Source organism: Terrisporobacter petrolearius, assembly GCF_020748185.1.
Lineage (GTDB): Bacteria > Bacillota > Clostridia > Peptostreptococcales > Peptostreptococcaceae > Terrisporobacter > Terrisporobacter petrolearius.
On sequence record NZ_JAHZMO010000021.1, the window covers coordinates 19,000 to 41,727 of the forward strand.

Annotated in this window: 21 protein-coding genes; 13 read left to right on the forward strand and 8 right to left on the reverse strand. The window is 28.2% G+C overall.

Annotated features, from left to right (window positions below; all coding sequences use genetic code 11):
• Positions 1 to 110: 110 nt before the first annotated feature.
• The 4 genes from buk to K0040_RS12430 all read left to right on the forward strand — a co-directional run bounded on the left by buk (position 111) and on the right by K0040_RS12430 (position 4,332).
• A complete protein-coding gene (buk, locus tag K0040_RS12415; RefSeq protein ID WP_228109102.1) occupies positions 111 to 1,196 on the forward strand; it encodes a butyrate kinase in 1,086 nt (361 codons plus the stop codon).
• 96 nt (positions 1,197 to 1,292) lie between these two features.
• A complete protein-coding gene (locus K0040_RS12420) occupies positions 1,293 to 2,114 on the forward strand; it encodes a MerR family transcriptional regulator (RefSeq protein WP_228109103.1) in 822 nt (273 codons plus the stop codon).
• A 16-nt stretch (positions 2,115 to 2,130) separates the two neighbouring features.
• Positions 2,131 to 3,042 (forward strand): bifunctional enoyl-CoA hydratase/phosphate acetyltransferase, encoded by a 912-nt coding sequence (locus K0040_RS12425; RefSeq protein ID WP_228109104.1) that lies wholly within the window; start codon positions 2,131 to 2,133, stop codon positions 3,040 to 3,042.
• A gap of 75 nt (positions 3,043 to 3,117) precedes the next feature.
• Positions 3,118 to 4,332 (forward strand): MFS transporter, encoded by a 1,215-nt coding sequence (locus K0040_RS12430; protein ID WP_228109105.1) that lies wholly within the window; start codon positions 3,118 to 3,120, stop codon positions 4,330 to 4,332.
• A 98-nt stretch (positions 4,333 to 4,430) separates the two neighbouring features.
• On the opposite strand, the gene K0040_RS12435 is transcribed toward K0040_RS12430, so the two are convergent.
• The gene (locus K0040_RS12435; protein WP_228109106.1) at positions 4,431 to 5,816 is read right to left on the reverse strand and encodes an APC family permease; all 1,386 of its coding nucleotides are present in this window, start codon (positions 5,814 to 5,816) and stop codon (positions 4,431 to 4,433) included.
• A 293-nt stretch (positions 5,817 to 6,109) separates the two neighbouring features.
• Here K0040_RS12435 and murI point away from each other — a divergent pair, with 293 nt between their 5' ends.
• Positions 6,110 to 6,886, forward strand: a complete 777-nt coding sequence (gene murI / locus K0040_RS12440; RefSeq protein ID WP_228109107.1) for a glutamate racemase — start codon at positions 6,110 to 6,112, stop codon at positions 6,884 to 6,886.
• Positions 6,887 to 7,033: 147 nt separating this feature from the next.
• On the opposite strand, the gene K0040_RS12445 is transcribed toward murI, so the two are convergent.
• Both K0040_RS12445 and K0040_RS12450 read right to left on the reverse strand, forming a co-directional pair.
• Complete coding sequence (locus K0040_RS12445) at positions 7,034 to 8,653, reverse strand: HAMP domain-containing sensor histidine kinase (RefSeq protein ID WP_228109108.1); 1,620 nt, start codon at positions 8,651 to 8,653, stop codon at positions 7,034 to 7,036.
• Complete coding sequence (locus K0040_RS12450) at positions 8,625 to 9,347, reverse strand: response regulator transcription factor (RefSeq protein WP_228109109.1); 723 nt, start codon at positions 9,345 to 9,347, stop codon at positions 8,625 to 8,627. Before K0040_RS12450 ends, K0040_RS12445 begins: the two co-directional genes overlap by 29 nt.
• A 204-nt stretch (positions 9,348 to 9,551) precedes the next feature.
• Between K0040_RS12450 and K0040_RS12455 the strand changes: the two genes are divergently transcribed.
• Positions 9,552 to 10,334, forward strand: coding sequence for a PIG-L deacetylase family protein (locus tag K0040_RS12455; RefSeq protein ID WP_228109110.1), 783 nt, complete (start codon positions 9,552 to 9,554; stop codon positions 10,332 to 10,334).
• 132 nt (positions 10,335 to 10,466) lie between these two features.
• Here K0040_RS12455 and K0040_RS12460 read toward each other — a convergent pair whose 3' ends face one another.
• A complete protein-coding gene (locus K0040_RS12460; RefSeq protein WP_228109111.1) occupies positions 10,467 to 12,080 on the reverse strand; it encodes a sensor histidine kinase in 1,614 nt (537 codons plus the stop codon).
• The gene (locus K0040_RS12465) at positions 12,052 to 12,774 is read right to left on the reverse strand and encodes a response regulator transcription factor (RefSeq protein ID WP_228109112.1); all 723 of its coding nucleotides are present in this window, start codon (positions 12,772 to 12,774) and stop codon (positions 12,052 to 12,054) included. The genes K0040_RS12460 and K0040_RS12465 overlap by 29 nt, the downstream gene beginning before the upstream one ends.
• Positions 12,775 to 13,030: 256 nt before the next feature.
• On the opposite strand from K0040_RS12465, the gene K0040_RS12470 reads away from it, so the two are divergent.
• From K0040_RS12470 to K0040_RS12485, 4 genes are all read left to right on the forward strand, one after another.
• Positions 13,031 to 13,816: a PIG-L deacetylase family protein gene (locus tag K0040_RS12470; protein WP_228109113.1), complete on the forward strand. Its 786-nt coding sequence runs from the start codon at positions 13,031 to 13,033 to the stop codon at positions 13,814 to 13,816.
• A gap of 505 nt (positions 13,817 to 14,321) precedes the next feature.
• Positions 14,322 to 14,762 (forward strand): hypothetical protein, encoded by a 441-nt coding sequence (locus K0040_RS12475; RefSeq protein WP_228109114.1) that lies wholly within the window; start codon positions 14,322 to 14,324, stop codon positions 14,760 to 14,762.
• A 144-nt stretch (positions 14,763 to 14,906) separates the two neighbouring features.
• Positions 14,907 to 16,148 (forward strand): peptidase T, encoded by a 1,242-nt coding sequence (gene pepT / locus K0040_RS12480; RefSeq protein WP_228109115.1) that lies wholly within the window; start codon positions 14,907 to 14,909, stop codon positions 16,146 to 16,148.
• 70 nt (positions 16,149 to 16,218) lie between these two features.
• The gene (locus K0040_RS12485) at positions 16,219 to 17,091 is read left to right on the forward strand and encodes a YitT family protein (protein ID WP_228109116.1); all 873 of its coding nucleotides are present in this window, start codon (positions 16,219 to 16,221) and stop codon (positions 17,089 to 17,091) included.
• Between the two features lie 76 nt (positions 17,092 to 17,167).
• Here K0040_RS12485 and K0040_RS12490 read toward each other — a convergent pair whose 3' ends face one another.
• Positions 17,168 to 18,103 (reverse strand): D-aminoacyl-tRNA deacylase, encoded by a 936-nt coding sequence (locus tag K0040_RS12490; RefSeq protein WP_228109117.1) that lies wholly within the window; start codon positions 18,101 to 18,103, stop codon positions 17,168 to 17,170.
• Between the two features lie 5 nt (positions 18,104 to 18,108).
• Positions 18,109 to 19,347, reverse strand: a complete 1,239-nt coding sequence (gene dpaL / locus K0040_RS12495; protein ID WP_228109118.1) for a diaminopropionate ammonia-lyase — start codon at positions 19,345 to 19,347, stop codon at positions 18,109 to 18,111.
• Positions 19,348 to 19,523: 176 nt separating this feature from the next.
• Here dpaL and K0040_RS12500 point away from each other — a divergent pair, with 176 nt between their 5' ends.
• From K0040_RS12500 to K0040_RS12510, 3 genes are all read left to right on the forward strand, one after another.
• Positions 19,524 to 19,742, forward strand: a complete 219-nt coding sequence (locus tag K0040_RS12500) for a hypothetical protein (RefSeq protein WP_228109119.1) — start codon at positions 19,524 to 19,526, stop codon at positions 19,740 to 19,742.
• A 21-nt stretch (positions 19,743 to 19,763) separates the two neighbouring features.
• On the forward strand, positions 19,764 to 20,417 hold the full coding sequence (locus tag K0040_RS12505; RefSeq protein ID WP_228109120.1) for a DMP19 family protein: 654 nt from the start codon (positions 19,764 to 19,766) through the stop codon (positions 20,415 to 20,417).
• Positions 20,418 to 20,497: 80 nt separating this feature from the next.
• Positions 20,498 to 21,859 (forward strand): MATE family efflux transporter, encoded by a 1,362-nt coding sequence (locus tag K0040_RS12510; protein WP_228109121.1) that lies wholly within the window; start codon positions 20,498 to 20,500, stop codon positions 21,857 to 21,859.
• A 119-nt stretch (positions 21,860 to 21,978) separates the two neighbouring features.
• Here K0040_RS12510 and K0040_RS12515 read toward each other — a convergent pair whose 3' ends face one another.
• Positions 21,979 to 22,620 (reverse strand): cyclase family protein, encoded by a 642-nt coding sequence (locus K0040_RS12515; RefSeq protein ID WP_228109122.1) that lies wholly within the window; start codon positions 22,618 to 22,620, stop codon positions 21,979 to 21,981.
• Positions 22,621 to 22,728: the final 108 nt, after the last annotated feature.

The window sequence follows — 22,728 nt, forward strand, 5'->3', positions numbered from 1 at the left end:
ATTTAGCCATATAAACTCAAAAGCTATTATAAGAAAAACTTATAATAGCTTTTGACATATATCATGGTGAAAGATTATAATATAAAAAAATTATAAAAGGGGACAAAAGTATGACTTATAGAGTTTTAGCCGTAAATCCTGGCTCAACATCAACAAAATTTGCAGTATATGATGGAGAAAATCAAGTTTTTGCAAAAACATTAAATCATTCAGTAGAAGAACTATCAAAGTTCAAATCTATAATGGACCAATTTGAAATGAGAAAAAATGAGATAGAAGAAGCTTTAAAAGAAAATAAAATAGAGCTAAAGAGTATAAATGCGGTAGTAGGAAGATGTGGGGGATTACCACCAGTAAAATCAGGTGCATATTTAATAAATGAAGAAATGATAGATAGATTAAATAATAGACCTACATTAGATCATGCATCAAATTTAGGAGCTACAATTTCCTATTCTATTGCCAATGAAATTGGTGTAAATTCATATATATATGATCCAGTTTGTGTAGATGAAAGTGGAGATATAGCAAAAGTGTCTGGACTTAAGGGAATGGATAGAGTTTGCTTAACTCATGCACTAAACACCAGAGCTATGGCAATAAAATATGCAAAATTAAATAACAAAAACTATAAAGATTTAAATTTAATAGTAGCCCATTTAGGTGGAGGTATAAGTTTAAATGTTCATGAAAAAGGAAAAATGGTAGACTTTGTTTCTGATGAAGAAGGGCCATTCTCACCAGAAAGGGCAGGAAGATTACCAGCAAAAATGTTAGTTGATTTATGTTATTCTGGTAAATATACTCACAAAGAAATGGTTAAAAATGTTAGGGGGAAAGGTGGAATAGTTTCATATTTAAATACTGTTGATGCTAGAGAAGTGGAAGAAAGAATAGCTAATGGTGATGAATATGCAAAATTAATATATGATGCTCTAGCTTTACAAGTAGCAAAATCTATAGGTGAACTTGCTACAGTTGTTAATGGTGATGTGGATGCAATAATTATAACTGGAGGAATAGCTTATTCTAAATATATGAGCGAATCAATAAGTAAGAGAATTAAGTTTATAGCACCAGTAGAAATATTAGCTGGAGAAAATGAATTAGAGGCGTTAGCTTTTGGTGCACTTAGAGTATTAGAAGGTGAAGAAGAAGCTACAATATACAGTGAAGCTGATTTTATAAAAGCTTAGTTAAGAAAATTTTATACGTGATTAAATTAACATAATTGGATATACTCCTCTAATTTTATATAATATAAATATAATTAAAATTAGGGGAGTTGTCATATGAAGGATTTTTTTACCATAGGAGAAATATCTAAGCTATTTGACATAAATAAAAAAACACTAAGATATTACGATGAGATAGATTTGTTTAAACCCAGTTTTGTTAATAAGGAGAATAAGTATAGGTATTATACATTAGATCAATTTCAATATTTAGAGACAATCAAGTATTTAAAAGAACTTGGACTTTCATTGAATAAAATAAAATATAATCTAAACAATGTAAATACAGAAGAAGTAATACATTCTCTGGAGGAACAAAACAATTTTATTAATCAGAAAATAAGTGAATTGGAACTTATTAAACATAAGATTAATAATAAAATAATGCAAATTAAAGATTCAACAAGAGAAGATTTACTAGGAATTATTAGGGAAATCGATTTCGATGAAAGGCAAGCTGTTAGATTAAGACATAGTATTAAAACTGATTATGATATTGAACTTTCTCTCAGAAAGTTGACAAAGATGTCTGAAAATAAGATTTTTTTAACATATGGAGCCGTTGGAGTATCCATAGCTAGAGAAGATTTAATTCAGCAAGAATATGGAGAATATAAATCTATTTTTGTAATGATAGAAGAAGAAAAATATGATAAAAGCTTAATAAAAATATTTCCAAAAGGTAATTATGTTTGTATTAGGTTTAAAGGTGTTCACAAAGATGCACCACCATATTATGAAAAATTAATGTCTTATATTAATAAACAAGGTTACAAAATACTAGATGACTCATTGGAGATGGAGTTAACAGATCCAAGTTTATCTTTAACAGAGGAAGAAGTAATTATGGAACTACAAATTTTAGTAAAGAAATCTTAAATAAAGGGGAATAAACATGATAAATAAATTAGAGGACATATTAGATCAATTAAAAGGAGGCAAAAAAGTTATACTGTCAGTGGCAGCAGCTCATGATGAAGAGGTTTTATTAGCTATTCAAAGCGCTGTAGAAAAGGACATAATAGTTCCTATTTTAATTGGTGAAGAAAATAAAATAAGAGATATTAGTAAAGAAATAAAATTTGATTTAAATGGAATAAAAATAATACAAAAACATACTATAGAAGAATGTGCTGAAGCTGCTGTAAAATTAGTTTCTTCAAAAGAAGCAGATTTTGTAATGAAGGGATTATTAGATACTTCAGTTATATTAAAAGCAGTTTTAAATAAAGAGTGGGGACTTAGAACAGATAGTTTACTTAGTCACGTTATGGTTTATGAAATACCTGCTTATGATAAATTATTAGTAACTACAGATGGGGGTATGAACATAGCTCCTGATTATGATCAAAAAGTAAAAATATTAAAAAATGCTATAGAAGCAACTAAACCTTTAGGTTTAGAAGAAATAAAGGTTGCATGTTTAGCTGCAAAAGAAAAAGTAAATCCTAAAATGCCAGCTACAGTTGATGCAAAAGCTTTACAAGAAGCTGGAGAAAGAGGAGAGTTTGGTGAAGGTGTAATAGTAGAAGGGCCTTTAGCATTTGATTTGGCTGTATCTAAAGAAGCAGCAAAGATAAAAGGTTTTGAGAGCAGAGTAGCAGGGAAAACAGATATAATGTTAATGCCAACTATAGAAGTAGGCAACGGTATAGGAAAAACTTTAACATATTTTGCAGGGGGAAAATCTGCTGGAATAATAATGGGTGCAAAAGCTCCTATTGTTTTAGTTTCTAGAGCTGATAGTCATGAGTCGAAATTATACTCAATAGCTTACGGTGCCTTAATTGCAGGTCATAATAAATAAGGTGAAAAATTCTTTTTTAGTTTGTGCTAAAAAAGAATTTTTTGGTTTTTAATATAATTAATAGGGGAGATTAGTATGAAAAAACTTAATCGTTGGATATATGCTGTTGTGGGTACCATTGTTTTGTTATTTGCAGGCCTTATATATGCGTGGAGTGTATTAGCTTCACCTATAGGGCAAGAATTTACAAACTGGTCAACAGCACAATTATCATTAACTTTTACCATAGGTATGACCATGTTTTGTTTAGGTGGATTAGTTGGAGGATTATTATCAAATAAAGTTAATGTAAAATATAACGTTTGGTCATCAGCAATATTGTTTTTAATTGGATTTTATATATCGTCAAAAACAACTACTTTAATAGGATTATATGTTGGATTTGGTATTTTAGCAGGATTTGCATCTGGTCTTGCATATAACGCAGTAATGAGTACTATGTCAAAATGGTTTCCAGACAAACAAGGACTAATATCGGGAATTTTATTAATGGGATTTGGTATAGGAAGTTTTATTACAGGAAAAGTATATCAAGCATACACTCCAACAGAAATAGGTGGTTGGAGAACTTCATTTATGATATTTGGCGTATTATTATTTATAGTAATTGGTATAGGTGGTTTTTTCTTTATTAAACCAGGTGATGATTTTGTACCTCTAGAAAATAAGTCGGATACTAACAAAAACAAAAATTTTGAGGAAGGTATAGATGTTCATGCTTCTATAATGATAAAAAGACCTGCTTTTTGGCTATTTTTTACTTGGGCTGTATTATTAAGTGGAGCAGGGCTAGCATTAATTTCTCAAGCTAAAGGTGTGGCTATGGAAGTAGGACCACAAGTAGATCCATCAACTATAGCAACTGTTGTTGGGCTAATTTCTATATTTAATGGTATTGGTCGTGTAGTTTATGGAGGGATGTTTGATAAAATAGGAAGAAAGAAAACTATGTTCATAATTAACATAGTATTCTTTATATCTGTGGGAATTTTAATACTTGCTCTTATGAACAAAAGTTTTTTATTAATAGTACTTGGATTTATGTGTTGTGGTTTTTCTTATGGAGGTATACCTACAACAAGCTCTGCTTTTGTAAATGCATTTTATGGACAAACATACTATCCAATCAACTTTCCAATAGTTAATTTAAGTTTGATTGTTGCTTCTTTTGGAGGAACTATAGCAGGATATTTATATGATTCAAGTGGTTCGTATTTAACTACTTTTATATTAATGATAAGTGCAATAGTAGTAGGATTTATATGTTTTTTAGGAATAAAAAGACCATAATAAGATTATTAAATATAATTTAAAAATAATGAATTATTTATAACATAAACAAAAAATTACTGGAATATACATTCCAGTAATTTTTTCATATTATTATATTAATTATATCTAGGCTCTCTGGCTTCGATGCCACTAAGAGTAGCCCAGATATAGAATATTAACCCTAAAGCAGCCCAACCAAGAATTATACCACCTTCATAAGGCCAAGATAAAGCAGCTGGAGCACCTGGTAAATACATACTTCCTAAGAATAGACACATACATATAGATACGAAACCAACAAATCTAACTCTTTTAACCTTATATGGTCTTGGCATATATGGTTCTTTTTTTCTCAATACTAAGAATGATAAACAAACCATAGAGTAAGATATTACTATACTGCAACCGCCAGCATTAGATAACCAAGTAAGCATATTTTTTCCTAAGAATGGAGATAAGGAAGTTAAAACACCAATTAATATTATTGCATTACAAGGTGTCTTATATTTAGGGTGTAATTTTGCTAAGAAAGGTGGCAACATGCCACAAGCCGCCATAGAATAAATAGCTCTACTTCCACCTACATAGAAAGAGTTCCAGCTAGTAATGATACCAGCAATTCCACCTAGAATTAATATTTTAGAAGCTATTGAACTGTTATTATAAACTTTTGCCATAGCATCTGCTGTAACTAGAGCAGATCCTTGGATCTCTGTATGATCCATGGCAAGAGATACACCAAGTATTATCATAGCATACCAGATAACTGCCATAACAACAGATAAAATTAATATTTGACCAATTTTCTTAAATGGTATATTCATTTCTTCTGCTGCTTGTGGAATTACATCAAAACCAACATACATGAAAGGTGTCATTACAGCAACAGTCATAAGACCGCCGACTCCATCTTTGAAAAGAGGTTGTATGTTTGAAGTTGAACCATTTACAAAAGATCCACCAATTAGAGCTAAGCCAATTAGTGTAATTAATACAGTACATAAACCTTGTAAAAATGCTGCTGTTTTTACTCCGAAGTAATTTATAATAGTGATTATAATTGAACTTATTATACCAACCACAACCCATGTACCATAAACATCAAATCCAGCAATAGTGTACATATAACCTTTTACGTAATTTGGAAATAAATATTGTAAAACTGTTGGAAGTGCCACTGTTTCAAAAGCTATTACAGATATGTATCCTAATATGATAGCCCAAGTACAGATAAAAGACGCATTTCTACCCAATGCTCGATAACTAAAGACTTGCTCTCCACCGCACTTAGGCATAGCGGAGGTTAGTTCTGCATATGCTTGCCCCACAAATAATACCATTATGCCACCTACAATAAATGCGAAGATAGCACCAAGAGTTCCGGCTGTTTGTATCCATTCCCCTGATAAAACAACCCATCCCCAACCAATCATTGCCCCAAATGCAAGTACAAAGACGTCGGATTTATTCAGGACTTTATCAAACTTATCGTTTTTACTCATATAAAAACCCCCTAAAATTTTTAATACTTACTTTTTTAATTTTATGATTGTTATAATAATATAATAACAACTTTAGTAATGGATGTAAATTGGTTCTTTGTGTTTTGTGTAAAAATATCATAGATAGATGCAACCCAAATTAAAGGGTTAGAAATTTTTCTTTGTATTAATAAATAAGATATTTTATAATAAAAAGAGCAAACAATATGATTACAAAGGTTTTATTTAAAATTTAGAATAAGAAATAAGTTGAAATGTTTATATATAAAGAGTTAGTATTGGAGGTTAAAGTAATGAATAATAAAGATAAAGCAATAGGTGTTTTTGATTCAGGCTTAGGTGGAGTGAGTGTATTAAAAGAATTAGTTAAAGCTATGTCAAATGAGAAATTTTTATATTATGGTGATTCAGCAAATGCTCCCTACGGAATAAAAACAAAAGAAGAGATAACTGAAAGATGTGTGGATATTATAGAGTTTTTTTTAAGAAAAGGTGTAAAGGCTATTGTTATAGCTTGTAATACAGCAACTTCTGCAGCAGCTAATATACTTAGAGAAAAATATTGTGACTTACCAATCATAGGGATGGAGCCGGCACTAAAAGTTGCTGCTGACGGAAAAGTTAACAATACTATAGTAGTAATGGCAACACCTCTTACACTAAAAGAAACTAAATTTAATGACTTAATGGCAAAATATAGTAATGATAATGCTGTAATAAAAATGCCATGTCCGGAACTTGTAAATATAGTTGAGAATGATTTATTAGATAATGAAGAAGTTGTTGAAAATCAACTGAAAACTTATTATAAAGACTTAGATATGAGCAAGATTAATAGCGTTGTTTTAGGATGCACACACTTTGTATTTTATAAAGATTACATGGAAAAAATATTAAATCACAATATAAATATAGTTGATGGAAACTTAGGAACTACAAATCATTTAAAAGAAGTTTTAAAAGAAAAAGAGGAATTAAGAGATGATAATGAAGAAGGAAGTGTTATAATTTACAACTCTTCAGATGATGAAAAATTTATAAAATTATCAGAAAAACTATTAAATAGATAAAAAAACAAAGTATTAAATACTTTGTTTTTTTATCTATTTTCCAACCACTTGACTTGAGCAAGGTCGTTGTCTGAAGTGGTAACGAAGGCATCTCGTTGGCGACATGAAGTATAGCGCCCACACAGTGGCTTAAGCGAAGGGAATTTTTTATTCACATGTTTCAAATTGTAAAATCACCTTAAATAAATCACCATCTATATTTAAATCCATAGTTCCATTTTGCGTATTAACAATACTTTGAGTAATGGACAGACCAAGGCCTGAACCTTCAGTATTTCTAGAAGAATCGCCACGTCTGAACCTTTCTAAAAATTCATCAGGGCTCAAATTTAATCTATAATTTGACATATTTTTAAATATTATTGATATAGTATTATTTTCAACAAATAAATCTATATAAACTCTACTATTAGGAGCAGAGTATTTTGTTATATTTGCAATTAGGTTCTCAAAAGCTCTGAAAGTTCGTTTACCATCAATCATAGCAAATATAGGCTTTTCTGGAGTTTCAACAATAAAATCTAATCTACTTTCTTGAATTTTATCATCTAGTTCTACGACACTTTGTATTAAAAGTTCTTTAATATCAGTTTTTTCAATATTAAACTCCATTTCACCGCTACTAAGTTTTGCAGCTTCAAAAATTTCTTCCACTAAAGTTTTAAGTCTCTTAGATTTTTTATCTAAAATAGATAAATAAGCTTTTTTCGTATCATCATCTATATCTTCACTTTTTAACATATCCACATAATTTATTATGGATGTTAAAGGTGTTTTTAGATCATGAGATACATTTGCGATTAATTCTGTTTTCATTTTTTCACTTTTTATGGCATTGTCTACTGCTTTTCCCAAACCTTCACTCATATTGTTTATATTATTAGCAAGGGTAGCGATTTGATCATTGCCTTTAATATTTAGCTTATAATCTAGAGATCCTTCTTTAATAGATTCTACTTCTTTTGAGATATAATCTACATAATCAAACTTTTCACAAGTTATTCTGAATAAATAGATGCAAAGTACAAAAGTGACAAGATCTATAAATAATACCATCTTGTATGAGTATATAAAACCACCAGAGATAGGATTAAATATTATTATTAAAAATATAGTTTCTATTAGTAAGCCAAAACATAAAGAATAAGCTAATTTCCTATTTATTGTTTTTTTATAATTTTTGTTAATTAAAGCTTTTATAAATGGAGATAAGTATGCTTTGTTAAGCAAATTGTTTTTATTATAAATAACATAATTGATTAAAAATAATAGCAATAACAAGCAAATAGCATCATAAATTACAAAGCTATCATATACATATATCTGTCTTTCTGTATTATTTGCACTTAAGAAGACAGATACAATAACAAATAAGAAAGGTACTTCTATAGTAAATTTTTCATACAAGAATGTAATATATTTGCTAAAAAAAGTTTTCGTTTTAATATTTTTTTTATATGATTTAAAACTTATAAAAGTTGCAATTAATGAAATTATACAAATAGCTGATACTGCTAAAGCTACTATTCTATTGTCCATATAATAAATATCTGGTCCAAATAAAATAAATGTTCTAACACCCGTGGAATCGTACCAACCATAATTATTAATAATACTTTTAAAAAGATAGAAATTATCTCTAAATATAAATAATACAGTGTTAAAAAATAGAGAAGCAAATAAAACCATTAATAAAAGAGAAGAAACCTTTATATAAGAGTTTACAGAGCCAAAGTTTTTATTTAATTTTTTCAATTTTATATCCAATTCCCCACACCACCTTTAAATATTTTGGATTTTTTGAATCTATTTCGATTTTTTGACGAATTCTTCTAATATGAACTGCTACAGTTTTTTCACAATTGTAAGCATCTTCTTCCCAAACTCTTTCATATAACTCATGGGAAGAAAATACTCTTCCTTGGTTAGAAAGAAGTAGTTCCAAAATTTTATATTCAATAGGTGTAATCTTTACTTCATCACCATCTAGAGTTATAGATTTTGTTTCTTGGTTTAATTCTAACCCACCACTTCTTAAAATTATCATTTTATTTTCTATATTAGGAGATAAATTTATATTAGGTATATGGCCTAGATTTATATATCTTCTAAGATGAGAACGAACTCTTGCAGTTAGTTCTAGTGGATTAAAAGGCTTAGTTATATAATCATCAGCCCCCATATTTAGTCCTAAAACTTTATCTATATCTTCTGATTTTGCAGATAATAAAATGATTGGTATATTTTTATCTTCTCTTTTTTTCATAGTAGTCTTAAGACCATCCATATTTGGCATCATCACATCCATAATAATAAGTTTAACATCATTTTCTATAATCATTTTAAGAGCTTGTAACCCATCATATGCTTTTAAAATATTATATCCCTCAGGTTTTAGGTAAAACTCAATAGCATCAACTATTTCTTTTTCGTCATCAACTACTAAAATATTTTTATTCATAAATACCCTCCTTTATATAGCGTTCCTAGCAAAGTCAATTATATCAAAAGAAGATATCAAAAACAGTTCTTAATTATTACAAATTTATAAAGATTTATGCATATCATTATGTAATTGTAATATAATTGTTATTTCTGTGTAATTGTTTGGTAATTTATGACATGTACAATGAGATTATCAGATGAGGGAGAAGGAGTGAATATTATGGCTAAGAATACAATTAAATTTGCAATAAGTATAGTAGTATTATTGATAATAACATTATTAATAACAGGATTTGAAAATGAAGAAAGTCATGGAAATGCAAAATTTAAGGATAATGTGGTGTTTTATTCTCAACATCAAGATGATGAAACGCTTTGGGCGTCAGCTGCAATCATAGAAGCAATAAATGAAGTAGGAGCGGATCATGTTTATGTTGTACAAGTATCTTATGGAACAGGAATAAAAATATTTGATAAAGAAAATATGTTTGATAATATGGATCAAATGGAAAGATATAAATATAGAGAAAGAGAGTTTCTTGCAGCTGTTAAGGAATTGGGAGTTAAAAGAGAAAACGTAGTTTTATTACCTAGATTAAATAATACAGGATCTACAAGTTTTGAGTTAATGGAACAAACTGCTTTAAAATTTGAACGTGAATTAAAAAGTGTAACTCATGTTGCTCATACTTATAAATTAGACTGGCATTTACAACATTTAAAAAATGGTGCAGTTATTCAATCTTTATACAATGCAGGAAATATAAAAGATGTAAAATATTTTGTTAAGCCAGAGTATAAAGATGAAATTCCTAAAAGTGAAAGGATATTCTATAAGGCTATAAAAAAAGAAGACAAAGAAAAAATAAGAAAAGCTTGTGAACAATATAAGATGGTAGATAAAGATAAAAAAAGAGAAGGTATAGGATATAAGTCAGATAATAAATCATTCGAAAGGCTTATGGACAATTATGATTCTATATTACACACACCTAGCGTTTAAGAACATTTAGATTTTTATATATTTAAGGGATAAAAAGGGATGAATTTTATGTAAGTTCATCCCTTAATTTTGTTGACCTATTTTGTTATATTTACACAGTTTACTTTATATATTGAGTAATATAAAATTTTATTAGCATGTTTCAAATTGTAGAATTACCTTAAATAAATCTCCATCTATGTCTAAATCCATAGTACAGTTTTGTGTATTTAAAATACTTTGAGTAATAGACAGACCAAGACCGGAACCTTCAGTATTTCTAGAAGAATCGCCACGTCTGAATCTTTCTAAAAATTCATCTGGACTTAAATTTAATCTATAATTAGAAATGTTTTTGAAAACTATAGATATAGTATTATTTTCAACAAATAAATCTATATAGACTCTAGTATTAGGAGTAGAGTATTTTGTTATATTTGTAATTACATTATCAAAGGCTCTAAAAGTTCTTTTACCGTCTATCATAGTAAATACAGGTTTATCTGGTGTGTCCACAATAAAATCTAATCTACTTTTTTTAATTTTATCTTCTAACTCAACAATACTTTGTATTAAAAGTTCTTTAATATCGGTTTTTTCTATGTTGAATTCCATTTCACCGCTGCTAAGTTTTGCAGCTTCAAAAATTTCTTCAACTAAAATTTTAAGTCTCTTAGATTTTTTATCTAAAATAGATAAATAAGATTTCCTTGTATCATCTTCTAGAGTATCACTTTTTAGCATATCCACATAATTTATGATGGATGTTAAAGGTGTCTTTAAATCATGAGATACATTTGTGATTAATTCTGTCTTCATTTTTTCACTTTTTATTGCGTTATCTACAGCCTTAGTAAGACCTTCATTCATATTATTAATATTTTCTGCTAGAAGAGCAATTTGATCATTTCCCTTAATTTGAAGTTTGCAGTCGATATCGCCGTTTTTTATAGACTCAACTTCCTTTGAAATGTATTCTATATAATCAAATTTTTTATAGATTAATTTAAATATAAAAATATACGATATTAAAGTTACAAAAATATAAAATATAAAAATAATCATAAAATTATAGTTAAAGGTTGCAAGCAAAACAAATAATAATATGCATTGAAGTATTAATTCAAAGCATAAAGCATAGGCAAGTTTTTTGTTTAGTGATTTTCTATTATGTTTATTTATTAGGGTTTTTATAAAAGGTGATGTATATAATTTATTAAATAAATTTTCTTTATTATAAATAACATAATTTATTGCAAAATATATTAGGTATAAGGCAGCAACATCGTAGAATAGGAATTTATCGTACATATATAATTCCCTGTGCATTCCGTATCTAGCAATTTGAATAGATATAAAAACTAATAGTAAAACTAGCTCTAAGGGAAGTTTATTATTTAGATATTTTATAGAGCTATCAAAAAAAGTTGTAGTTTTGATATTTTTTTTATAAAAACGAAATGATATAAAAGTTAAAATAAAAGAAGCAATGCACACAGATGTATATGCCCAAAACATATATATACTATCATAGTAGTAGTCAGCGGATCCAAATAAAATAAATTGCCTTACAAAAGTATAAGGGAACCAACTGTCATGGTGAATTGCACTTGCAAAATAGTCTGGAAAACTTGGATCTCTAGAAATAAATCCTACTGTTTCTACAAAAATAGATGCAGATAAAAACATAAAGAATAAAGAAAATATTTTTACAGCGGTATTATCAGAGCCTAGATTTTTAGCGTATTTTTTCAATTTTATAGCCAATTCCCCACACCACCTTTAAATATTTTGGATTTTTTGAATCTATTTCAATTTTTTTGCGAATTCTTCTGATATGAACTGCTACAGTTTTTTCACAATTATAAGCCTCCTCTTCCCAAACTCTTTCATATAACTCATGAGATGAGAAGACTCTCCCCTGATTAGAAAGAAGTAGTTCTAAAATTTTATACTCAATAGGTGTAATCTTTACACTATCTCCATCTAAAGTTACAGCTTTTGTTTCTGGATTTAATTCTAATCCACCACTTTTTAAGATTATCATCTTATCTTCTACAGTAGAGGATAAGCTGGCATCAGACATATTCCCCAAATTTATATATCTTCTGAGATGAGAACGAACCCTTGCAGTTAGCTCTAATGGATTAAAGGGCTTAGTTATATAATCATCAGCGCCCATATTTAGTCCTAAAATTTTATCCACATCTTCGGATTTTGCAGATAATAAAATAATTGGTATATTTTTATCCTCTCTTATTTTCATAGTAGTTTTAAGACCATCCATATTTGGCATCATTACATCCATAATGATAAGCTTAATGTCATTTTCTATAATCATTTCAAGTGCTTGTAAGCCATCGTATGATTTTATAACATTATACCCCTCAGGTTTTAAGTAAAATTCAATAGCGTCGACTATTTCTTTTTCATCGTCGACTACTAAAATATTTTCATTCATAAATTACACTCCCTTATATAAGTTTCCAGTGGTCATATTGCCAACCTTTATTCTTTACAAAAATTTAGATAAAGACATTGCTAAAAATTGGAATAGCCAAACCAATTATACCAAAAGAAAGTATTAAATGTTACAAATTTATAACGATTCCTACAAAATATTACACAATTGTAATAAAATTGTTATTGTCATGTAATCATTTAGTAATTTGTTATATGTATAATAAATGTAGTACTTAAGGGAGAAGGAGATAAATATGATGATTAAAAATAAGATGAAGTTAGCAATAGGAATAATAGTATTGCTAATGTTGCCATTATTTATAACAGGATTTGAAAATGAAGAAAGTTATGGAGATACAAAATTTAAAGATAATGTAGTTTTTTATGCTCAACATCAAGATGATGAAACACTTTGGGCATCAGCAGCAATTATAGAGGCTATAAATGAAGTAGGAGCGGATCATGTTTACGTGGTACAAGTATCTTATGGAACAGGAATAAAAATATTTGGCAAAGAAAAGATGTTTGATAAAATGAGTCAAATGGAAAAGTATGAATATAGAGAAAGGGAATTTCTTGCGGCAGTTAATGCATTAGGAGTAAAAAGAGAGAATGTGGTTTTATTACCAAGAACAAATAAAACTGGAACTACAAGCTTTGAACAAATGGAACAAATTGCTTTGAAATTTGAAAAGGAATTGAAAAGTGTAACACACGTAGCCCACACTTATAAGTTAGACTGGCATTTGCAACATCTAAAAAATGGATCGGTTATTCAATCTTTATACAATGCAGGAAATATAAAAGATGTAAAATATTTTGTAAAGCCACAGTATAAAAATGATATTCCAGAGAGTGAAAGAATATTTTATAAAGCAGTGAAAAAAGAAGATAAAGAAAAAATAAGAAAAGCTTGTGAACAATACAAGTTAGTAGACGAGAATGAAAAAAGAGAAGGTATAGGATATAAGTCAGATCATAAATCTTTTGAAAGACTTATGAGAAATTATGATTCTATATTACATACACCTAGCGTGTAAAAAGAAGTTGCTATAAATTTATATAGATACAAAGTAAAGTGTGTAAGTTGGCAAAGTTGTCAGTTTACACACTTTTGTTTAGTAGGTATGATCCTAATATAATTTGCATAAATTGATCGAGATAAGTTAGTTTTCTTATGAAAAATTAAGTTGTAAATGATAATCTAATAATTTAATATTATTAATATGAGGGCATAATACTTTATCTGAAACAAAAATATATAGTTATTATAAATTAATAAGGGGGAACGATTAAGTTCAACTAAAACTAAAATAGTTTTTATCAAATATAAAAACTATAAATTTGTAAACAGAGGTAAAGGTGCATATAAAGTGTCGGGTGTAGGGAATAAAGGAAACCCAGCAATAGGCACAGTTTTAGTACAATATAGAACTTAAAATTATGACGGAGAATGGGTAAATAATGAAAGAATTATTTATGTCAAAATATACCCAAGTAGTAAAATAAAAATAAGTTTGTAAGAATAAACATAGGGGTGATATTATGAATAAAAAAATATATTTATTATTTACATCTTTGATAATCTCAACATTCTTAATTATAGGATGCAGTAAAAAGCAAGAATCTACAAATTTCCAAAATGCATATTTCAAAATATCAAGTAGTTCAGAAAAAAATAATAGTCTGAATAAAAATAATTTAGAATCAATTATAGGAACTAAGGTAAGTGAATATAAAAAAGCAAAAAATAAAGAAGATTATAACGCATATATTTTTAAAATTGATGATGAAGAACTTAAAGTTTGCTTAAATGCTGATAATAAGTTAGGATTTATAGAATATAAAAAGTTAGGAGAAATAACCCTTGCTAATAACTTAGAAGAAAATTCAGCAGTTGGTGAATATGCTACAGGTTTTACTAGCAATATGAAGTTGGATTCTTTAGAAGAACAACAGAAAATTTTTGATGAAATAAATAAATAGTATATATAAATTATAGATAATATAAGGCTGTAGGTAGGTTTTGATAAACATAAACTTATCTGCAGTCTTTTATTTTTTTGGTTAAAATATACTTCCAAAACAAATAATAAATATGAAGAGTTTATAATTAATAGGAGGTTTATAATGGAGAATTTAATTAACCGCTTTATAAAATATGCAAAAGTATATACAACAAGCGATGAAGACTCAACTACTACGCCGAGTACAGAAAGACAAAAAAATCTTGGTAAAATTTTAGTAGAAGATCTAAAAGAAATAGGCGTGGAAAATGCCTATATGGATGATAATGGTTATGTATATGGATTTATACCATCAAATACAGATAAAATGTGTAATACCATAGGGTTTATTTCTCATATGGATACTGCACCAGCAGCTTGTGGAGAAAATGTGAAACCACAAATTCATCCAAACTACAATGGAGAAGACATTATATTAAATAAGGAAAAAAATATTGTTTTATCAATGAAAGAGTTTCCATATTTAAAAGATCAGATAGGAAAAACTTTAATTACTTCAGATGGAACTACTTTGCTTGGTGCTGACGATAAAGCAGGAATAGCAGAAATTATAGAATCAATAAAATACATAATTGACCATAAAGAAATTGAACACGGTCCAATTGCTATAGGTTTTACTCCTGATGAAGAAGTCGGTAGAGGAGCAGATTTGTTTGATGTGAAAAAATTTAATGCTCATTTTGCATATACAATAGATGGAGGTCATTTAGGTGAGCTAGAATATGAAAATTTTAATGCTGCTGGTGCCATAGTTAGTATTACAGGTAAAAGTGTACATCCTGGTTCAGCTAAGGATATTCTAGTAAATGCAACTACTGTAGCCATGGAATTTCACTCATTGATACCTGAGGATGAAGTCCCTGAAAAAACAGATGGATATGATGGCTTTTATATGATTACAGATTTGAAGGGTGGAATAGAAAAGGCCACATTAAAATATATAATTAGAGATTTTGATTTAGGTAATTTGCAAAGAAGAAAAGATTTATTAGAAAATATTGGTGATAGAATTAATGAAAAATATAAAAAAGAAGTTATAAAAGTAGAAGTTAAAGATGAATATTACAATATGAAAAAAGTAATAGAGCCAGTTATGTATGTTGTAGAGTTAGCTAAGAAATCTATGATAGGAGCAGGGATAACACCTAAAATAGTTCCTATAAGAGGAGGAACAGATGGTGCAAAATTGTCATATATGGGACTACCAACACCTAATATATTCACCGGAGGGGTAAATTTTCATGGGATTTACGAATATATCTCAGGAGAGGATATGGTAAAGGCAAAAGAAACCATAATTAATATTATTAAAAATGATGCTATAAGTCATGAAGAGATTAAATAACTTCTAAAAAATATATGTATTGGAATATAATTTACTAGATAAATAATTATATATTAAGAGTGGTGAGTACATGCTTAAAAACAAAGAATATAATTCTTGGGTAATCACTGTTCTTTCCTATCTTTTTATTACTATAGGTATTTTGTTAGCAGCATTAGCCTTAGAAGTATTTCTGATTCCAAATCGAATTATTGATGGTGGAATTACGGGAATCTCTATAATGCTAAGCTTCTTAACAAAAATAAAGTTAAGTATTTTTATAGTAGTAATAAATATTCCATTCTTATTATTGGGTTTTAAACATTTAGGCAAAAATTTTCTTATTAAAGCTTCATTTGCCATGGTTTTATTTTCTTTATTGCTAGAGGCATTTAAAAATGTAGAGGTAGTCACCAATGATGTGCTACTTGCTACTGTATTTGGAGGAATTATTCTTGGAATAGGAGTAGGCTTTGTTATTAGATATGGTGCTTGCTTAGATGGAGTAGAGACAATAGCCATATTAATTAACAAAAAAACATCTTTTTCTGTGGGGCAAGTAATATTATTAATCAATTTAATGATTTATATAGTAGCGGGAATGTTATTTGGATGGGATAGAGCGCTTTATTCCATAATGACATATTTTATAACTTACAAAATAATAGATATAGTATCGGAAGGCCTGGATCAAGCAAAGGCAGCTTTGATTATTACAAATCATGGTGAGGAAATAGCTAAAAGTATATACAAAAAACTGGGAAGAACAGTAACTTTTATTGAAGGAGAAGGCTTGATAAGTGGTAAAAAAGTAGTTCTTTATGTAGTTGTTACAAGATTAGAAGTTAGAGAACTTAAGAAAATTATAGAAGATGATGATATATCTGCTTTTATGACTATCACCGATGTGGCAGAAATAGTAGGTCAGCATATTAAAGATAAAGAAAGTTTAACCATAGAATAACTTTAAAATAGAAAAGCATATAATAAGTGAATTTATTATTAACTAATAATTTACTTATTATATGCTTTTTAATATGCTACCAAATAGGTAAATCTTTTGGATTTCTTAATTTTTTATGTTTAAAAGTAGGTACATTCAATTCTTCAGCAAGTTTTTTTATTTGATTTTTATAACCGGATTTTAAGTTATCGTGAATAACTATACCATCAATATTGCCAACAATAGAGTTAGTACATTTTTTTAATAAATCATATTTCTCATCTTTATCGTATTCACCTTGGACTAACCATTGATTAGGAAGAACATGACCTACAGATATTTTGCAATCTTTATCTATGATTATATTGGAAAATGTATCTTCAAAGTGCATACCGCCAGTGCAAAGAAGCACTTTGACAGAACCTTCATCTGAAAACACATCTTGCAAGGAAGTAGCCAATATTTTAACCGCTAATTCGTTACTCCAACTGTCTAAGGTACTTCCTATTTCTATGTCAAATAAAGGAACTTCATATTTATCAATTAAATTAATATCTCCACCTCTTATGGTACCTGTCCAATGAGTTCCTTCAGTCATTACTTTGAAATCATCAAGATTATTTTCTACTCTATGGTTTTCCATGGAAACTAATAAATTTCTTAAGTAAAGAGGATGAGAAGGTGCATAAATACCTCCTACTACATCACCAGTTGAATGAACTGTAAGAATTTTATCTGGAGCTTTTTCTCCACCGTGCCAGTTTACAACACCAGCAACATCATAATCTGAAAATAATTCATTTAATATAGGTATGTATTTATCGTAATCATAACTTAGAACTTTGTCGGTTTCCACATAAGTAAATAAATTATTGTTTTCATCGATATAATTATAAATGTTTCTATTATCGAATTTTGTATGGCTTAATTTAAGAGAATAATTATTTTTTAAATAGTCAAGAACTCTTGGAGCAACTTCATCTCTTTCATAATCTGTACAGAAAAAATATACAGCTTTTTTATTATAACTCATTGCAATTACCTTCCTTCTACAAATAAACTTGGATTTTTACCATCGTAAATTATTTCGTCATATCCTATAGGGTCAGTATTGCCTTCCGTATTAAATATTAAAACTACTGAATCAGAATTTAAATTCATAGCTTCTTTTATTTCTTTAAGTTCATCTTTTTCCATTAATAAAGATAATAGTCCAATACCAACTGCTCCAGATTCTCCAGAAATAATTTTTTCATCATCTTCAATAGGAGAGGCTAAAATTCTCATACCTCTAGCAGTTACATAATCAGGACAAGCAGCATAAAAAGATGCAAAATCTCTAAGAATAGGCCAAGTAGCAGTATTTGGTTCACCACAATTTAAACCTGCCATTATAGTTTGTAAATCTCCAGTAACTGCATGAGGATTTCCATCATTAAATAGAGCAGATTTATAGATACATGCTACAGTTTTAGGTTCTACAATTGTTGTAATAGGAGGCTTATCTTTATACTTATTTGCAAAGTATCCTAAAACTCCTCCAGCCATGGACCCTACACCAGCTTGTAAAAATAGGTGCGTTGGTTTTTCAACATCATATTTTTGTAATTGATCATAAGCTTCATTTGCCATTGTTGTATATCCTTGGGTAATAAAATTAGGAACATCTTCATATCCATCCCAAGCTGTATCTTGAACTAGGTGCCAATTATTTTCCTCAGCTAACTTAGCAGCTTTTCTTACAGCATCATCATAATTAAGATCTGTAATAGTTACTTCATAAGCGCCAACTTGGCGAATTGCATCAGCTCTAACTTCTACAGTTCCTTTTGGCATAAGAACTATAGATTTACATCCTAATTTTGATGCAGCAAATGCCACACCTTTACCGTGGTTTCCGTCAGTAGCAGTTATAAAAACCATATCTTTTAGATATTTTTTTATCTCAGGGTTTTGCAAATCTTCAAAAGTTGTTTTGTTATCATCTAGACTTAGTTTTTTACATACTATTTTAAAAATAGCATATAAGCCTCCTAAACCTTTAAAAGCATTTAAATTAAATCTATAAGATTCATCTTTAATATAAATTCCTTTAACATTTAGTTTTCTTGCCAAATTATTTAAAGATACAAGAGGTGTTGCTTCATAGTTGCTAATAGATGAGTGGAAATTTCTTACTTTGTCAGATACTTCTTCATTTAAAAATAGAGGTAAATTATGATTGTTCACAGAGGTTGAAATTACATTAATTCCTAATTGTTCTTCAAAGCTTATCATTTTTTATATTCCTCCAAAGATATAATTTATAAAAACTAGTATAAAATAATTATAGCAAAATATATATTTATTGTTATGGATGATAAAATATTTGTAGGATTATAAGTTTATATTTCAAAATAAAGAAAAAGTATAATATAATTATTTTAATAGAAAAAATATGAGGATGTGAAAAAATGCAAAATAAAAATTCTATTATGACAACCTTCTTTATAGGTACTATAGGTGGTATGCTTATATTATATGGACTAATTTTTTTAATTTATTGTTTTTCATATGAAATAAAACATAAGAAAAAATTATACAAAGAAGCAAAAATAGTAGCTGCAATAGGGATAGTAATTGGCATATTAATGGTTAGTCTAACATTGTTATACTCTAATAATTTTATCTAAAATATATAAGGGGGATATATTATGTCATTTATGAATAAAATACTTTTAATTTTTGTTATTTTAGGGGCAGTTAATATAATCATACTTTTAATAATAAAGGGCAAATCAAAATCCAAAAAAATTGAAGAAAAAGAAACACGTAAAAAAGGTGACATTAGGGTATTAAGTTATGATGATGAAGATTTAATTTGCATGGTTGAAAATAATTTAGAATTAAAATATGGCTATGGATGTAATGGTTTAGAAGTATTTCAAAATATGAAAATAACTCATAAAAATGTATATATTTTACTTTGGTTTGATACAGAAATGAAAAATGGAGGATTAGGGGAATATTTTTTTAGTATTAGTAATGTAACTATGAGTTATTTAGAAAAAGCTTTTGAAGATGTAAAAGCTTTAGAATTATTAGAAAGTTATAAAATATTTATTAATAAAAATAATATTGAAGAAAGCATAAGTCATATAAATAAAAGAAGTGTAGAAGAATACTCACTATTTATGAGTAAATTTGACTTTTCAAAATTTAATGATTTATATGAGCAAACAGATTTAAGATTATTAATAGCAAATTATATTAGAAATAATATAATTGATTTTTCTGATTTAAGTGAAGAAGAATTAAGAATTTTAAAAGAAATGGAAGAAGAACAAAAACTAATGGGAAATAATTAATTACATACAAATGCCACCTAATTTGGGTGGCATTTTAAGGGTATAAGGTGAATAAACGAATATACAATCAAGGAGAAGTTATGAGTAAACAAATTGATTTAACTAATGGTAATATTGTTGAGAAATTGATGAAGCTATCATTACCAATAATGGGAACTGCTTTTATACAAATAGCCTACAGTCTTATAGATATGATTTGGGTTGGTAAAATAGGCAGTAAGTCTGTGGCAGCAGTTGGAACAGCTGGGTTTTATCCTTGGCTTGCCATGGCATTTATTATGATTTCAAAAGTAGGCGGAGAAATTAAGGTAGCTCAAAGTGTAGGAGAAAAAAATGAAAAAGATACTAAATATTTTATTAAATCAGCAATTGAAATTAATATGATTTTATCTTTTTTATATAGCTTAGTTTTGATTTTATTTAAAAGTCCTCTTATTGGATTTTTTAGACTGGGAGACATGGAAGTTATTAATATGTCTGAACAATATTTAGTTATTGTAGGACTTGGCATGATGTTTTATTTTATAAACCCTGTATTTACATCAATATTTGTAGGTTTAGGAAATAGTAAATCTCCATTTAAGATAAATACCATAGGTTTAATAACTAATATTATTTTAGATCCAGTATTAATATTTGGCATAGGTCCATTTCCAAAAATGGGAGTAGCAGGTGCTGCCATAGCTACAATTACATCGCATATAATTGTGGCTTTATGTTTTATATATTTAATTTCTAAGGATAAAGAAGAACATTTTAAGATTAAATTATTTAGAGAAGTAGATTTTACTTATTATAAAACTTTATTTGTGTTGGGAATACCAGTGGCACTTCAGAATGGATTATTCACTATTTTTTCCATGATAATGGGAGTTATAGTGGCATCCTTTGGTCCAGTTGCCGTAGCAGTACAAAAAGTAGGCTCACAGATTGAATCCATATCCTGGAATAGTTGTGATGGATTTGCATCGGCCCTCTCTAGTTTTGTAGGACAAAATTATGGAGCTAAGAAAATTGATAGAATAAATAAAAGTACAAAATATGCTTTAATAGGCGTAATTATATGGGGAACTTTAACAACAGCTATATTAGTATTTTTAGGAGAATACATATTTAAAGCTTTTATAAATGAGCCAGAAGCTATTTTAAAAGGAACAGACTACTTGAAAATTCTAGGGTATTCACAATTGTTTATGTGCTTAGAGATAACAGTTGCGGGAATTTTTAAAGGACTGGGTAGAACCTATATACCTTCCATACTAATAGCAGTGCTAACAGGATGCAGGATACCATTAGCTATTTTGTTTTGCAGACCTGATATACTTGGACTAAATGGAGTTTGGTGGAGTATTACTTTAACCAGTTTTGTAAAAGGGACTTTATTGATTAGTATTTTAGTATATCTTAGAAAAACTCATAAGTTATATATGATAAAAGAGTAGTTCTATGAAGAATTAACATCATAAAAATAAAAGATGATACAAATAATTAGTTAAAATCAAATTTATATTATATAGCTATATAATATAAATTTGATTTTTTTATTGAATAGAGAACCAGTTTAGTCTAACATGGCAATTGCTCTTATTGGAGCACCATCAGAATTTTCAAATTTAAGTGGTAAAGCACAAAATACAAAAGTATTACTATTTATTAAGTCTAAGTTGGTTAAATTTTCAAATATTAAAATATTATTTTTTAGTATTTTATGGTGTTTAGCTAAAATAGAAGCATCAATAGGGTCTACAGAAATTGTGTCGAAGGCAATTCCTTTTTTATTAGAAGTCATTATAAAATCAACAATCTCATCACTTATAACGGGATAATTACCTAAATATTTTTGAGTATTCCAATATTTACTCCAGTCTGTTCTAAATACAATAAATTCACTATTATATATAGATTCTTTATTTTTTTCAATAAAATCATAAGTAATAATATCCCCTTCTCCTAAAGATGAACAATCAACAAGAGCGGCAGTACCAACAAAATTTAGAACATCAATTTTATCAAGGGAAACTCCATCTTCAAAAACATGATTAGGAGAATCCATATGAGTACCATTGTGTGAATGAATATGTATTTCAGTTTCTTTGTATCCATTCTCAGTTACAGTACTTATTATTTTGTTTTGTGGTTGTGGTCCGCCAGGGTAGACAGTCATACTATTTGCAATAGAATGAGTTAAATCAATTATTTTCATTTTTACCTCCTTAAAAATATAAAACTAATATATAAAATGTAACAATTTTAATCAATATCCTATACTATAATTATATTATATATGAAATTTTTATAAATGACGGGGGTG

Excerpts from the sequence above, each read along its gene's own strand:
- buk (WP_228109102.1), top strand. The coding sequence starts at position 111 with ATGACTTATAGAGTTTTAGCCGTAAATCCTGGCTCAACATCAACAAAA.
- K0040_RS12420 (WP_228109103.1), top strand. The coding sequence starts at position 1,293 with ATGAAGGATTTTTTTACCATAGGAGAAATATCTAAGCTATTTGACATA.
- K0040_RS12425 (WP_228109104.1), top strand. The coding sequence starts at position 2,131 with ATGATAAATAAATTAGAGGACATATTAGATCAATTAAAAGGAGGCAAA.
- K0040_RS12430 (WP_228109105.1), top strand. The coding sequence starts at position 3,118 with ATGAAAAAACTTAATCGTTGGATATATGCTGTTGTGGGTACCATTGTT.
- K0040_RS12435 (WP_228109106.1), bottom strand. The coding sequence starts at position 5,816 with ATGAGTAAAAACGATAAGTTTGATAAAGTCCTGAATAAATCCGACGTC.
- murI (WP_228109107.1), top strand. The coding sequence starts at position 6,110 with ATGAATAATAAAGATAAAGCAATAGGTGTTTTTGATTCAGGCTTAGGT.
- K0040_RS12450 (WP_228109109.1), bottom strand. The coding sequence starts at position 9,347 with ATGAATAAAAATATTTTAGTAGTTGATGACGAAAAAGAAATAGTTGAT.
- K0040_RS12455 (WP_228109110.1), top strand. The coding sequence starts at position 9,552 with ATGGCTAAGAATACAATTAAATTTGCAATAAGTATAGTAGTATTATTG.
- K0040_RS12465 (WP_228109112.1), bottom strand. The coding sequence starts at position 12,774 with ATGAATGAAAATATTTTAGTAGTCGACGATGAAAAAGAAATAGTCGAC.
- K0040_RS12470 (WP_228109113.1), top strand. The coding sequence starts at position 13,031 with ATGATGATTAAAAATAAGATGAAGTTAGCAATAGGAATAATAGTATTG.
- K0040_RS12475 (WP_228109114.1), top strand. The coding sequence starts at position 14,322 with ATGAATAAAAAAATATATTTATTATTTACATCTTTGATAATCTCAACA.
- pepT (WP_228109115.1), top strand. The coding sequence starts at position 14,907 with ATGGAGAATTTAATTAACCGCTTTATAAAATATGCAAAAGTATATACA.
- K0040_RS12485 (WP_228109116.1), top strand. The coding sequence starts at position 16,219 with ATGCTTAAAAACAAAGAATATAATTCTTGGGTAATCACTGTTCTTTCC.
- K0040_RS12490 (WP_228109117.1), bottom strand. The coding sequence starts at position 18,103 with ATGAGTTATAATAAAAAAGCTGTATATTTTTTCTGTACAGATTATGAA.
- dpaL (WP_228109118.1), bottom strand. The coding sequence starts at position 19,347 with ATGATAAGCTTTGAAGAACAATTAGGAATTAATGTAATTTCAACCTCT.
- K0040_RS12500 (WP_228109119.1), top strand. The coding sequence starts at position 19,524 with ATGCAAAATAAAAATTCTATTATGACAACCTTCTTTATAGGTACTATA.
- K0040_RS12505 (WP_228109120.1), top strand. The coding sequence starts at position 19,764 with ATGTCATTTATGAATAAAATACTTTTAATTTTTGTTATTTTAGGGGCA.
- K0040_RS12510 (WP_228109121.1), top strand. The coding sequence starts at position 20,498 with ATGAGTAAACAAATTGATTTAACTAATGGTAATATTGTTGAGAAATTG.
- K0040_RS12515 (WP_228109122.1), bottom strand. The coding sequence starts at position 22,620 with ATGAAAATAATTGATTTAACTCATTCTATTGCAAATAGTATGACTGTC.